We start from the raw sequence: 12,417 nt of genomic DNA, 5'->3' as shown, positions 1-12,417 counted from the left end.
TTTATTTATGGGTCAGTCCTAACTAAAAGCGGAACAGATCTATTCAAGATAGATCTGTTCCGTTTTTGCTGTGATATCAAATCTTCCAGCGCGCCGAACTTCTGAAGAGCCGCTCGCGCATCCCATCAATATTCGCGGCCAGTTGCAGCGTCAACAGCCGGTAGCCGTCCAGCCCGTTGTGTACCGGGGCCTCCAGCAACGTGACGTTCGGTGTGACACTACCCGATCGCTCCAACCGCTCCGTCACCCCCGACTTCAACGCCCGCGCCATCCCCACCAACTGCACCCGAATCTGCCGATGCTCGGTTTTCAACATCACTTGCATGCGTGCCGTCGCCTGTTCATCGCGTGGGTCTGGCCGTGTATTGCCGAGAATCTCCAGGGTGCTGATGCACATGCGCAAATGACGCTGGATCGCGTCCAGCTCGGTCATGGAAATCCGCACTTCCTTGGACACTGACGGCATCAGCGAACGCAGTTGCACCATCGCCCCGTTCAAGCGGTTGAGCAGCTTGAGGTGTTCATCGTCAGTGACCGATTGGCTATTGATGATCCGGCTGTAAATTTGCGCGCAATCGCGTAACGCGCTGGCCAGGTTGTAGCGCCACGAGTACACGGCGTACAGCGGCAGGGCGAAGGAAAACGCCAAGGCCAGCACGATGCCGATCAGGATATCGACGGTGCGCCACAGGCCATCCGAGATCGGGTTGTCCCCGTGGCCGGCGACGATGAATACCGTGATGGCCGACAGCAGCGCGATGTAACCGCCTTTGCCGATGGCGTGATAGGAAAAGAACCCGCACACCACCGACATCAGCAAATAGGTCAACAGCGGCAGGCCGAAGTACGCCTGTTGCACCACCAGCAGCAAACCAACGCTTGCACCGATCAAGGTGCCGTAGGCGCGCTCCACGGCTTTTTTGCCGATATTGCCGTGGTGCTGCAACCCGCCGATCACGATCAGCATGGTCACCGACGCCCATTCTCCATGGGGCAGGTTGAGGCCGGTGGTCAGCAGGATCGTCGCCAGCAAACCAACGGACACGCGCGCCGCGTGGATCAGCTTGGCGTGGCGAAAGCGGCGGTACGGGTCGAGCAGGGGGCGCAGCAGGCGCCGGGCAAAAAAGGGCAGGTTCATCGGTACTAAAGGGGCCTCGTTCATCAGGGCAAACCGGGTCGAATGTGGGAGGGGTTTTCCCCTCCCACAGTTTGAACCGAGGTGGACTTAGAAAATGTAGTCGGTGGTCAGGAAGCTCGAGTCACGGTTGCGCAGGATATCGCTGACCAACGCCTTGTTGCTCTCCTGGAACTTGGTCGCGACCAAGGTGCGGATCGAAAACACACGCAAGGCGTCATGCACCGACAATGTGCCCTCGGCCGAGTTCTTGCGGCCGTTAAACGGAAAGGTGTCCGGCCCGCGCTGGCACTGCGCGTTGATATTGATGCGGCCGACCTGGTTGGCGAAGGTGTCTACCAGGCGCCCGACCTCGACGGGGTTGGTACCGAAGATGCTCAACTGCTGGCCGAAGTCCGAGTCCAGCACGTAGTCGATCACGGTTTCCAGGTCGCGGTAGGGCACGATCGGCACCACCGGGCCGAATTGCTCTTCGTGGTACACGCGCATCTGTGGGTTCACCGGGTACAGCACCGCCGGGAAGAAGAACGAACCACGGCTACTGCCACCTTCGGCATTCACAACCTTGGCGCCATGTCGGGCCGCATCGGCCACCAGTTCGTTGAGGTAATCCACTTTGCCCACTTCCGGCAGTGGCGTCAGTGCTACGCCGTCGTCCCAAGGCATACCGGGCTTGAGCGTGGCCAGCTTGGCGTTGAATTTCTCGATAAAGCGCTCGACCACGTCTTCATGCACAAACAGGATTTTCAACGCGGTGCAACGCTGGCCGTTGAACGACAGCGAGCCGGTGACCGCTTCGCTCACGGCATTATCCAGGTCCACTTCGGGCAGCACGATCCCGGGGTTTTTTGCATCCAGCCCCAGCGCCGCGCGCAAACGGTGTGGCTTGGGGTGCAGCTTTTTCAGATCGCTGGCGGCCTTGTTGGTGCCGATAAACGCAAAGATATCGATCTTGCCGCTGGCCATCAGCGCGCTCACGGTTTCGCGGCCGCTGCCATAGATCACGTTGATCACCCCAGCCGGGAAGCTGTCGCGGAACGCCTCCAGCAATGGGCGGATCAACAGCACACCGAGCTTGGCCGGCTTGAACACCACGGTATTGCCCATGATCAACGCCGGGATCAGCGTGGTGAAGGTCTCGTTCAACGGGTAGTTGTAAGGCCCCATACACAATGCCACGCCCAGGGGCACGCGGCGGATTTGCCCGAGTGTGTCCTGTTCCAGCTCGAAGCGGCTGCTGCGGCGATCGAGTTCCTTGAGGGCATTGATGGTGTCGGTGATGTAGTCACAGGTGCGGTCGAATTCTTTCTGCGAGTCCTTGAGGTTTTTACCGATTTCCCACATCAGCAGCTTCACCACCGCGTCGCGCTGTTCGCGCATACGCCGCAAGAATGCTTCGACATGCTGGATACGCTCGGCGACGCGCATCGTCGGCCATTCACCCTGGCCACGGTCATAAGCGCGTACGGCAGCATCGAGAGCGGTGAGGGCGGTATCGGCATCCAGCAGCGGCGTGCTGCCGATATGCACACGCTCATCCCCCAGTTGCACGGGGCTTTGCACCCGGGCGAGCGGCCCGTTCCACACCTGCAACTGGCCGTCGACCAGGTAATCACGCTGTTCAATGGGTGCCGTCAGGCGAAATTGCTCAGGAATCTGGGCGACGGAGGTGGGAAACAGCTCGGCGAGCAGGTTGCTGGTGGTCATGTCGCTACCCCTGGAATAGTTGCAAAACATGACTAGAGAGTCACCCAACTAGCGGCGCTAAGGCAAGGCTTGCGCGCATTCTTGTTCGCAGTATCGCGTGCGCCGGGTAAACTGCGCGGCTTTTCAGAAGGAGTTCACATGAGTCAGTACCAGCCGGGCATCCTTGCCGCACCGGTGCCTTTGCAGGCCCGCCATCTGTTTTTCGCCATTGAATCCCTGCAAGCTGTGCCGGCTGCGCTCGATGCGCTGGTGCAGTCGACGGACGCGACGGCCGTGGTCGGTTTCGGTGAGCCGCTGGTAAAGGCGCTGGGTGCTGAGATTGAAGGGTTGCGCGCATTTCCCGCTGTCAGCGGCCCGGGTGCGCACAATCCGTCGACTCAACAGGCGCTGTGGGTCTGGCTACACGGGGTGGACCGTGGCGAGTTACTGCTGCGCAGCCGCGCGCTTGAAAAAGCCCTGGCCCCGGGTTTTCGCCTGGTGCAATCGACCGAAGGCTTCCGCTACAAGACCGGTTTTGACCTGACCGATTACGAAGACGGCACCGAAAACCCCCACGACGATGCCGCCGTGGAAGCCGCCTTGACCGACAGCGGCGCCAGCTTTGCCGCTATTCAGCAATGGCAGCACGACCTTGACGGCTTCGCCGCGCTGCCTGCCCAGGAGCGTGACCACATCATCGGCCGCCGCCATGGCGACAACGAAGAACTCGACGACGCTCCCGAGTCCGCCCACACCAAGCGCACGGCCCAGGAAAGCTTCACCCCGGAGGCCTTCGTGGTGCGCCGCTCCATGCCTTGGGCCGAGAACGGCCAGGCGGGCTTGATGTTCCTCGCGTTTGGCCATTCCTTCGATGCATTTGAAGCGCAGTTGCGCCGTATGAGCGGGTTGGAGGATGGCATTGTCGATGGCTTGTACCGCATCAGCACGCCGTTGACTGGTGGTTACTACTGGTGCCCGCCGGTCAAAGATGGGCATCTGGACCTGGGCCAGGTGTTTAAAACTCCACAGCTTTAAAACTGTGGATAGGGCGCTTGCAGGGCGAACATGAAAGATTCGACAGCCAGTCAACCTGGCACTGAAAAAAACGGCGCCTGCCCGTAATCTAAGCGTCTTTACTGCCTGTGTGGATTATCCATGTCTTCTGTTGCCGATGGGTTGCCCCTCAATAAACGCCTGCCGGCCGTGGTCGCGCTGTCCCTGGGGATCGGCATGGCGACCCTGGACACTGCCATCGTCAACACCGCGTTGCCGACGTTGGCCGAAGGCATTGGCACCGATTCGGCATCGGTGATCTGGGTGGTCAATGCCTATCAACTGGCGATTATCGCCACGGTGCTGCCATTCGCGTCGTTGAGCGATGTGTGGGGGCATCGGCGGGTCTACCTTGGCGGGCTGCTGCTGTTTATCGTCTCGTCACTGTTCTGCGGGTTGGCCGGTTCGCTATTGACCCTCACCGCCGCACGGGTGGCGCAGGGCCTGGGGGCGGCGGCGGTGATGAGTGTCAACACCGCGCTGCTGCGGCATATCTACCCGGCGAAGATGCTTGGGCGTGGCCTGGGCTATAACTCGCTGGTGGTGGGGCTGGCGTTCACCCTGGGGCCCACCGTCGCCTCGGCGATTTTGTCGGTGGCGACCTGGCATTGGCTGTACCTGATCAACGTACCTCTGGGGCTGTTGGCCCTGGGCCTGGGCCTGCGTTCGTTACCGACCTTGCCGATCACCGGTCACGCCTTCGACCGCCTGGCGGCGCTGCTGTGTGCCGGCTTGTTCGCCTTGCTGGTGTTGGGACTGGGCGCTGCCGTGCATGGGGCGCAAGGGGCACTGACGATGGGGCTGGTGGCGGTGGCGTTGGTATGTGGCGTGTTGCTGCTGCGGCGTGAGGCGGGGCACCCGGCGCCGATGCTGGCGGTGGATTTGTTCAAGCGCCCGGTGTTTGCCTTGTCATCCCTGACGGCGATCTGCGCCTTCAGCGCCCAAGGCCTGGCCTTTGTGTCGCTGCCGTTTCTGTTACAGGCGGCACTCGGCCATAGCCAGGTGGAAACTGGTTTTCTGATGACGCCCTGGCCTGCGGTGGTGGCGGTGATGGCGCTGGTTGCAGGGCGTTTGGCCGACCGCGTGTCCCTGGGCCTGCTGTGCGGCATCGGCTTGTTGATGCTCAGTGTGGGCATGGCCACATTGGCGAGCTTGGGCAGTGGCGCCTCAGCCTTTGATATCGGCTGGCGCATGGCGTTATGCGGTGCCGGGTTCGGGTTCTTCCAGTCGCCCAACCTCAAGGCCTTGATGACCAGCGCGCCCCTTGCGCGCAGCGGTGGTGCCAGTGGCATCGTGGCGATTTCGCGCTTACTGGGGCAGACGCTGGGGGCGTCGTTGGTGGCTTTGTGTTTTCACCTGTCCCTGGGCAGCGGTCCGCAATATGCGCTGTGGCTGGGGTGTGGCTTTGCCTTGGTGGGCGCGGTGGCCAGCGGCCTGCGTCTATTGCCTTATCAACACGAGGCTTAGGCCTTGTAAAACTCGCAGCGAGAAGGCTAGTGTGGCGGTCTGAATATTTCTGAATGTTTCAGCTTTATGCCCAGCCTGACCCAACGCACTGCCGATATCAATTCCCGCCGCGCTGCTTTGACCCTTGGTTTTTGCCTGCCCAGCGACGTATTGCTTTACCTGCTGCTGCCGATGGAGTCCGCGGCGTTTGGTATCACCCTGGCCCAGGCCGGTGTGTTATTGGCCGCCAACCGCCTGGTACGGATCTTCGGCTACCGGCACGTACTGAACTTCTATGCGCGCAACGGCGACCGCCTGACCTGCATGCTCGCCGCCGGTGCCGCAGCGGTGTGCGCGTTGGGTAACTCGATGCTGTCCGGTTTTGCCGCGCTGCTGGGTTTGCGGTTGGTCTGGGGCCTGTGTTTTGCCGCGTTGAACCTCTCGACCCAGGTACTGGCGACGTCCGAGCCGCAAGGCGCCGCCCGCAGGGCAGGGCGTTCGCGGGCGTTGATCGCCTTCGGGCCGATGCTGGCCTTGCCGTTGGGCGGGCTGCTGACCTTATGGGCGGGGCCGCGCCCGATCTTCCTGATTCTCGCCGCTTGCTGCCTGGTGGGGCTGTGGCTCGCCCGCGGCTTGCCAACCAGCGGCCATGATTTGCACAGCACTACGAGGCGCCGCTTCAAGTGGCCGGACAGCGTGGCGCTATGGTCGTTTATCGAAGGCGTTGCGCTGGACGGCTTGTTTATCTTTGGCCTGTCAATTCAGGCGCAGAAGATCATGGGCGGTGATGCGGTGCTGATCGCCGGTGGCTTGATGGGCCTGCGTTACCTGTCGGAATTGCTGCTGAGCCCGTTGGGCGGGCGCGCGGCCCAGCGTTTTGGCGCCACGTCGATGTTGCTGCTGTTTTCGTTCCTGAGCGCCTTGGCTCTGGTGGCGTTCGGCAGTCATTGGGTGATCGCCGGCGCAGCGGCCGTACTGGTACTGCGGGCCCTGCAATTGCCCCTAGTGACCACGCTGGTGGCCGAGCGCAACCCGGGCGCCATGCGCGTGTCGGCATTGGCGTCCAACGCTGTATGGCGCGATATCGGCGCCGGCCTTGGGCCGCTGCTGGCGGGCCTGTTGCTGCCAGTGGCGGCGGCGCCGTGGGTGTTCGGCCTGGCGGGCGCGGCGATCGCCGTGAGCGCGATATTCTGCTGGCGAGCCAAGGTCACCCACTGACGCACGCCTGCTGTCTTAAGCGCCTTTCAGGCTATCCAGCCAAGCGGGATCCAGCCGGGGTTGGTCCGTGTCGATGCCCAAGGCCTCCATCTTTGCCTTGTGGGCCTCGATCTCGCCGACCAGTTGCGCCTGGGCGCTGGAGTTGGCGTCCAGCTCATGCATTTGCGTCAGCCCCAGGTGATAGAAGCGCAACAGCTTGATGGCGACCGGGTCGTTGGCCTGTACCCGCTCCCGGACCTTGTGCATCACATTGGTCACGCTCATCAGGCTGCGCTTGAGCCGCCAGCCGTACACTGCCGGCGCTAGCCAGGGCTGGGTCCAGAAGGGGCCACGCACCAGTGCGACAGTGATCAACACCCCGGCAAATACACCGCCGACATTGAAGCGAAAGTTGTCACCGCCGGGTTCACCGAACAGCATCACCGCCAGGCTCGACAGCAGCATGGCCAGGGCCAGGAACAGCACGGCGACGATCAGCGTGCTGCGGCGGGTCTGTTGACGGTAGGTGACGGGGTCGCAGGGTTTGAGCTCGAACATCCGGGGCAAGTCTCCAGAAAGGGCAGCCATCTTCTCATGGTTGCCGTAATCAAGTTGAACGATGGCTGGGGGCGGTTTCTCTAAACCTGTGAAACCCGCCCTGAGGTCAGCCAACATGTCTGAACACAAGCAGCCACCACCTGGTACACCCGATCCGAACCGCACACCCGGTGAAGAAGAACGCGACAACGATGCGTTGCGCCCTAATGACCCGAAAGAGCGTGGCCCGGGCGACGATGTCGAGCGCGTCGAAGAAGACCTCGACAACCTCCACGACAAAGCACGCCCGCTTTAACAGGAGAACGCGATGAACAAGCGTACCGATGGCCCCCGTTCCGATGAACATGCCAGTGGCAAGGATGAACTGAGCTTCGACCCGGACTCGCCGGATGTGGCAGACCCGCAGGTCGATCCGACAGGTCCTGCTATCGCGCCGTTGGACCAAAAGGGTAAGAAGGATGAGGCGAAAAAAAAGCCGCCCTACGATCCGTTGGGCGACTTGAAAAAGTGAACCGAGCCCCGCCATTGTGCGGGGCTTTGTTTATTTGGGCGGGGTCCAACTGACATCGGTGATGCCATATTTTTCCGCCCAGGGCCGGGTGGTTTTTTTCACCTGCTCGTGACCCACACGACCGATTCGGCTGACATGGGCAATGTCGGCATCAACGGCCGCCCAATGCCAGGCCTCGGCGTTGTTCATCACTTCGGCGCGCACCACGAAAGACTTGGGTTTACCGTGTAGCTGGTAGTGGATGGTGTAGATTTTTGCGGTACTCATGTTGCCTCCCTGTCTTGTTATAGATGGATAGGCTGACGTTGAAAAAGGTTCATTCAAAATGACAACTTACGCAGGGGCGCGGCATAGTGACGCGCTTGCCCTGCGCCCGAGGATCGCGCCATGCCCACACTTACCGACCGCCGCCTGTACCTGCAACGTCTGGGGTACGACTCGCCACCGGCGCCGACCCTGCAAACACTGCGCGACTTGCAGTTGCGCCATGTCTGCACCTTTGCCTTTGAAAGCCTGTCGACCCTGATGCATGCACCGGTGCCGATCGACTTGCCCAGCGTCGAGCGAAAGGTGCTGCACGAAGGGCGCGGCGGGTACTGCTACGAGTTGAACCAGTTGTTCCTGGCTCTGTTGCAGGAACTGGGTTTCGAAGCCCGCGGCATCACTGGGCGCGTGGTGATCGGCGGGCCACCCGACGCACACACCGGGCGCACCCACCGCCTGAGCCTGGTGACCCTGGACGGTGTGCGCTACATCACCGACGTCGGCTTTGGCGGCATGGTGCCTAGCAGCCCGTTGCAACTGGACACCGACGCCCCACAAGCCACTGCCCACGAGCCCTATCGCCTGAGCTTCAATCAAGGCAGCTACACGCTATGGGCTCAGGTCGGTGAAGAGTGGCGTGGCTTGTATGTGTTCGACTTGCAAACCCAGGCAGACATCGACTACGAAATCGGCAACTGGTACGTCTCCACGCACCCGGGTTCGCCGTTCGTGGGGCAATTGAAAGCTGCACTGCTGGCACCCGGTAAACGCCATACCTTGGCCAACGCCCACTATGCGCTCCATTGCCTGGATCGGCCCAGTGAAAAACGCACGCTAGAGAGTGCCGAGCAATTGCTTGCGTTATTGCGCGACACGTTCGGTATTCGCCTGCCCGAGCAGCCGCAACTTTATGAGGCCGTTGAGCGCCTGGTACGGGCCAATCCTGAAGAATATTGATTTAGAGCCTTCGCTGAACCGTTTTTTCTCCAGATCGGGGCAAATTAATTCGAACCTTTGGCGCAAGCCGGGGTTCGAACCGATTCCTGAATACTTTGCCCACCTGAAAATGGAGATGTAAAACGATGTCCAAACTATTCGGAAAATTCCTCAAGCATTCCTCGCTGCTGGCCCTGGTGGCTGCGCCTGGCGTGGTATTCGCAGCGCCGTCCACCGACCCGATTTCCACCTTCGGGATCCTCGGCAGCTATAACGACTTCAAGCTTGAAGGCGGCAGCTCCAGCGACAAGGACCACATGCCTGAAGCAGGCCTGTTCTATAACTTCGGTAACAAGCTCACCGCTGAGTCCGGCTTTATCTACCAGGCCGGTATCGAAGCCAAGTACGGCGAAAAGAGTGATAACAAACTCAAGGAAGGCCAGGCTGACCTCGACCTCGGCTGGCGTGCCGCGCTGGATGCGCGCAACTTTGTCGACGTGATCGTCGGCGGTGGCTACAGCTGGACGCGCTACGAGCCGGATACCAATGGCTACGACATGAAACTCACCAACAAGTCGCCGTTCGCCAAGGCGGCCCTGGGTTACAACCACCAGTTCGATGACATGACCCTGCGCGTTGAAGCCGGTGCCCGTCACACCATTGATGGCCGCGCCAAGCTCAAGGTGGACGGTGTTGGCAGCGACACCGTGGACCTCAAGGACCGCACCAACCCCTACGCTGAAGTCAGCCTGCTGATGAACCAGAAGGGCGACCTACCGGTCATGGCGGGCCTGTACTACACCCGCACCGAGTACAAGCTCGACGGCGATTCCTATGTAGCCGACAACACCAAGCTCAAGCGTGACGAGTACGGTTTCAAGGTGGGTATCGCGTTCTGACGCTGTTGTGCTGCAAAAAACGCCCCGAATTCTCGGGGCGTTTTTTGGGTGCGCCAGGCATGGCGCTTTGCGCGCAAGCCTACTCGATCTTGGACTTGATTAGGTAACTTAAAGTAGTAGGAGATTCACCGGATGATCGTTTGATTTGGCACTAACTGACAGGTGTGCGCGCTTGTTTTTTGTACAAATATAGATAGACCGCAATTGATACTGATGCCGTTAAAAAAGCCATGCATGCAGCCACAACAAAAGGTGCCGGGCGACCGCCTGCGATTATTAGCATTGTCCCTAAAGAAGGTCCGATTATAACGCATAGCATTTGGATGCTTCTGAAAGACATGGATACTCTTCCGATATTATCGGAAGGGCATAATTGTTGAAGTATTATATTGGACGATATGATTAATATCTCATAACTGAAACCATTCACAAACCAAACTAGCGGATAGAGATAGGCTCTTCCAGGTACTTGGAAAAATACTAAAATTGCGGTCAGGATTAATGCTGCAGAAAAAATAAATAATGCATGTGATCGAAGTAGGATCTCATCGATATTGCTCAATTTGAACTTCACCAACAGTGCGGCACATATCGCGCCTCCGGCGGTTGCGGAAACGATTACTGAAAAATTAACTGGAGGTAAACCTTCGTAGGCTAGAAAGGACGCCAAGTGCGGGTCGTAAATTCCTAAAGCCAGCGATGTCAGTAGGGAGTATAAAAAGCCTATGCGTAGTTGAAAGGGCAAGGCATTGAAAATAGAAAGTCCTCTTGTTATGTCGCGATAGAGTGGAAGGGTTTTCGTAGAGGAGTCATTAATTTGCGTTCGGAATCCCAGGCAAATAGACCTTAGGAGTGGAAAGGTTAATGCTATGGCGGCAGCCGACAAAAAGAATAAATCCTTAGGTGATAATACCGCCGTTAACACACCTGCAAGTAATGGCGCAAAAATTTTGGAGGATTGATCAAATACACTGACGTGACTGAAAAAGGATTTGCGCTCTTCGGCAAGTATCAGTTGTCGAACCATCATGGTTATCGAAGGGAAGTAAAATAAGTTTGACACACCTTTGAATAAAACGAAAAACAAAAAACTCTGAAGGTCTGGAGACACTGCTAGTGCTACAGTAGATAGTACGCGCAGTAAGGCACCAAATAATAGTGTTTTTCTTACGTCATGTCGATCTATCAGCGTTCCAACGATAGGGCCAAGGAATAACATTGGAGCGCCCAAGCAAAAAGCCAGGAACGCTATCGATGAAGGAGAGGCATGCCATAGATAAACGGGAACCGTGAAGATCAAAAAAATATCAAGCCATAGTGAGAGACTGGATAGCGCTTGCACGTAAATAAGCTTACTTGACGTTCTCATCGTGCCGATCTGAATTGAGAAAAAGTTTGTCTTCAAATACGAAGCCGTCGAGTTCATGTTCGTTGGCGAATTGATACAAGTCGCTCAACTTGTTTATAAAGCCACGGTCGTTAAAATTTAAGGAGGGGTTGCTTTCTGCTGTAATACGCTTCGATAATGCTACCCGCATAGTTGGGAGTAAAATTGTAGCGGGGCACAGTTATAGTCTTAATTGAGATGTAAGGAGCCTGGTGCGCGTCGATTGATTGATTGTTAAACGTCGGCTCTATAATTGCTCGTTTCATATATAGTTTTCAGGGTTATTGCCTTCGCAGATTTGCGATGCACTTAAACCGTATTGGGGGCTACTGTGGTTGTCAATAGAAATTTGCTGGGTTGTATTGTTTTTCAGTTGAGCTTTCGTGTGTTTATCCAGACGTTTATCGGATCGGTCTGATTGGCATTTCCTACATTTCGCTCCATGGTTGATTTCTAAAAGTATTGATTCATATACAAGACTGTAATATCCAGTTGCATATAAGCCGACGATTCCGTTGTCGTTGTGGTTCACATATTTTTCTTCGCGGGTGCTCAACGCTAAAAACGTTTAGTCGAGGACACCAAACGCGGCGTATGGAATGCCTACGTTGATATTGACCTGCATCTGGCGTTTACCCTTGCGGCCGAGTGCGCCATGACCGGTGCTGTTCGACTCACTGTGGCGGTGAGTCGAATGACTTGGAGGTGAAAGTCCTCTACACACCCGGCAAGGGGAAGTGTTAGCCAGAGGCTAGGGTGTCGCGGGTGACTGCGAATTTGAAGTAAGCCCGAGGCTACTAGCCGGCGGCAAGAGGGACGCCGCAAGACGGCCCGCTCTCGCCGTTGCTGTCGAATATCCTGCTCTACGAACTCGACAAAGAGCTGGCGCGACGGGGCCATCGCTTCGTACGTTATGCCGACAACGCGAACATTTTACGTGCGCAGTCGTCGGGCCGGCGAGCGAGTGTTGGCAGGCGTCGAGCGCCTCTTGAATCAGCATCGCGCAACCTGATGCGCTTGGAACTCAGTGAGGAACGGGATTGGTCTCGATACTGGATACGATAAACCGGCTTAATCGCATAACCTGAACCGTCGTATGCGGAACCGTACGTACGGTGGTGTGAGAGGGCGGCGGATGTAAATCCGCCTCCTGCTCGATGCTTTTGCAGGTCAGCCCAGTGCGGCAAGTTGTGCCACGGTTTCCGGAAAACGCGCCACCAGGTGTATAAGGGTGACGGCCTGGGCGTTGGGTTTGGCCCGGTCGACCGGGAGAGGTTGAGTTGCTGGCGCACGGCGATCACCTCGTCTGCGTGGCATAGGACAGTGTTGAGCCCATGAGTATCCC

Annotated in this window: 12 protein-coding genes and 2 pseudogenes; 8 read left to right on the top strand and 6 right to left on the bottom strand. The window is 58.1% G+C overall.

What is annotated here, in order from left to right; translation table 11 throughout:
- Positions 1-76: 76 nt before the first annotated feature.
- On the bottom strand, positions 77-1,138 hold the full coding sequence (locus FRT59_RS06960) for an FUSC family protein (RefSeq protein ID WP_153871120.1): 1,062 nt from the start codon (positions 1,136-1,138) through the stop codon (positions 77-79).
- Positions 1,139-1,225: 87 nt separating this feature from the next.
- Complete coding sequence (locus FRT59_RS06955; protein ID WP_153870773.1) at positions 1,226-2,842, bottom strand: NADP-dependent glyceraldehyde-3-phosphate dehydrogenase; 1,617 nt, start codon at positions 2,840-2,842, stop codon at positions 1,226-1,228.
- Between the two features lie 138 nt (positions 2,843-2,980).
- On the opposite strand from FRT59_RS06955, the gene FRT59_RS06950 reads away from it, so the two are divergent.
- From FRT59_RS06950 to FRT59_RS06940, 3 genes are all read left to right on the top strand, one after another.
- Entirely contained in the window at positions 2,981-3,856 is an 876-nt protein-coding gene (locus FRT59_RS06950; protein ID WP_034120276.1) for a Dyp-type peroxidase, read from the top strand.
- 120 nt (positions 3,857-3,976) lie between these two features.
- On the top strand, positions 3,977-5,341 hold the full coding sequence (locus FRT59_RS06945) for an MFS transporter (protein ID WP_153870772.1): 1,365 nt from the start codon (positions 3,977-3,979) through the stop codon (positions 5,339-5,341).
- A 66-nt stretch (positions 5,342-5,407) separates the two neighbouring features.
- Positions 5,408-6,538 (top strand): MFS transporter, encoded by a 1,131-nt coding sequence (locus FRT59_RS06940; RefSeq protein WP_153870771.1) that lies wholly within the window; start codon positions 5,408-5,410, stop codon positions 6,536-6,538.
- Positions 6,539-6,553: 15 nt separating this feature from the next.
- On the opposite strand, the gene FRT59_RS06935 is transcribed toward FRT59_RS06940, so the two are convergent.
- Positions 6,554-7,075 carry a DUF3087 family protein gene (locus FRT59_RS06935; protein WP_153870770.1) on the bottom strand — a complete coding sequence of 174 codons (522 nt, stop codon included), beginning with the start codon at positions 7,073-7,075 and terminating at the stop codon, positions 6,554-6,556.
- Between the two features lie 115 nt (positions 7,076-7,190).
- Between FRT59_RS06935 and FRT59_RS06930 the strand changes: the two genes are divergently transcribed.
- Entirely contained in the window at positions 7,191-7,370 is a 180-nt protein-coding gene (locus FRT59_RS06930) for a hypothetical protein (protein WP_153870769.1), read from the top strand.
- A gap of 12 nt (positions 7,371-7,382) precedes the next feature.
- The gene (locus FRT59_RS06925) at positions 7,383-7,586 is read left to right on the top strand and encodes a DUF6021 family protein (protein WP_153870768.1); all 204 of its coding nucleotides are present in this window, start codon (positions 7,383-7,385) and stop codon (positions 7,584-7,586) included.
- Between the two features lie 30 nt (positions 7,587-7,616).
- Here the strand turns inward: FRT59_RS06925 and FRT59_RS06920 are convergent, their stop codons facing one another.
- Positions 7,617-7,853 (bottom strand): DUF6555 family protein, encoded by a 237-nt coding sequence (locus tag FRT59_RS06920; protein WP_005789137.1) that lies wholly within the window; start codon positions 7,851-7,853, stop codon positions 7,617-7,619.
- Positions 7,854-7,973: 120 nt separating this feature from the next.
- Between FRT59_RS06920 and FRT59_RS06915 the strand changes: the two genes are divergently transcribed.
- Together FRT59_RS06915 and FRT59_RS06910 are read left to right on the top strand one after the other, a co-directional pair.
- Positions 7,974-8,807, top strand: coding sequence for an arylamine N-acetyltransferase family protein (locus FRT59_RS06915; RefSeq protein ID WP_153839295.1), 834 nt, complete (start codon positions 7,974-7,976; stop codon positions 8,805-8,807).
- 125 nt (positions 8,808-8,932) lie between these two features.
- Entirely contained in the window at positions 8,933-9,685 is a 753-nt protein-coding gene (locus FRT59_RS06910) for an outer membrane beta-barrel protein (protein WP_034120265.1), read from the top strand.
- A gap of 151 nt (positions 9,686-9,836) precedes the next feature.
- On the opposite strand, the gene FRT59_RS06905 is transcribed toward FRT59_RS06910, so the two are convergent.
- Positions 9,837-11,054 carry an MFS transporter gene (locus FRT59_RS06905; RefSeq protein ID WP_153870767.1) on the bottom strand — a complete coding sequence of 406 codons (1,218 nt, stop codon included), beginning with the start codon at positions 11,052-11,054 and terminating at the stop codon, positions 9,837-9,839.
- Positions 11,055-11,885: 831 nt separating this feature from the next.
- On the opposite strand from FRT59_RS06905, the pseudogene FRT59_RS27180 reads away from it, so the two are divergent.
- Positions 11,886-12,069, top strand: a pseudogene (locus FRT59_RS27180) (reverse transcriptase domain-containing protein); the annotation flags it as partial.
- Positions 12,070-12,242: 173 nt separating this feature from the next.
- Here the strand turns inward: FRT59_RS27180 and FRT59_RS27500 are convergent.
- Positions 12,243-12,382 (bottom strand): annotated as a pseudogene (locus FRT59_RS27500) (transcriptional regulator); the annotation flags it as partial.
- Positions 12,383-12,417: the final 35 nt, after the last annotated feature.

The organism is Pseudomonas haemolytica, assembly GCF_009659625.1.
In the GTDB taxonomy this organism is placed as follows: Bacteria; Pseudomonadota; Gammaproteobacteria; order Pseudomonadales; family Pseudomonadaceae; genus Aquipseudomonas; species Aquipseudomonas haemolytica.
The sequence above is the reverse complement of the archived record's forward strand: the minus strand, read 5'-3'. Positions and strand labels throughout refer to the sequence as shown.

Coding starts and splice junctions, on each gene's coding strand:
- FRT59_RS06960 (WP_153871120.1), bottom strand. CDS start 1,138: ATGAACCTGCCCTTTTTTGCCCGGCGCCTGCTGCGCCCCCTGCTCGAC.
- FRT59_RS06955 (WP_153870773.1), bottom strand. CDS start 2,842: ATGACCACCAGCAACCTGCTCGCCGAGCTGTTTCCCACCTCCGTCGCC.
- FRT59_RS06950 (WP_034120276.1), top strand. CDS start 2,981: ATGAGTCAGTACCAGCCGGGCATCCTTGCCGCACCGGTGCCTTTGCAG.
- FRT59_RS06945 (WP_153870772.1), top strand. CDS start 3,977: ATGTCTTCTGTTGCCGATGGGTTGCCCCTCAATAAACGCCTGCCGGCC.
- FRT59_RS06940 (WP_153870771.1), top strand. CDS start 5,408: ATGCCCAGCCTGACCCAACGCACTGCCGATATCAATTCCCGCCGCGCT.
- FRT59_RS06935 (WP_153870770.1), bottom strand. CDS start 7,075: ATGTTCGAGCTCAAACCCTGCGACCCCGTCACCTACCGTCAACAGACC.
- FRT59_RS06930 (WP_153870769.1), top strand. CDS start 7,191: ATGTCTGAACACAAGCAGCCACCACCTGGTACACCCGATCCGAACCGC.
- FRT59_RS06925 (WP_153870768.1), top strand. CDS start 7,383: ATGAACAAGCGTACCGATGGCCCCCGTTCCGATGAACATGCCAGTGGC.
- FRT59_RS06920 (WP_005789137.1), bottom strand. CDS start 7,853: ATGAGTACCGCAAAAATCTACACCATCCACTACCAGCTACACGGTAAA.
- FRT59_RS06915 (WP_153839295.1), top strand. CDS start 7,974: ATGCCCACACTTACCGACCGCCGCCTGTACCTGCAACGTCTGGGGTAC.
- FRT59_RS06910 (WP_034120265.1), top strand. CDS start 8,933: ATGTCCAAACTATTCGGAAAATTCCTCAAGCATTCCTCGCTGCTGGCC.
- FRT59_RS06905 (WP_153870767.1), bottom strand. CDS start 11,054: ATGAGAACGTCAAGTAAGCTTATTTACGTGCAAGCGCTATCCAGTCTC.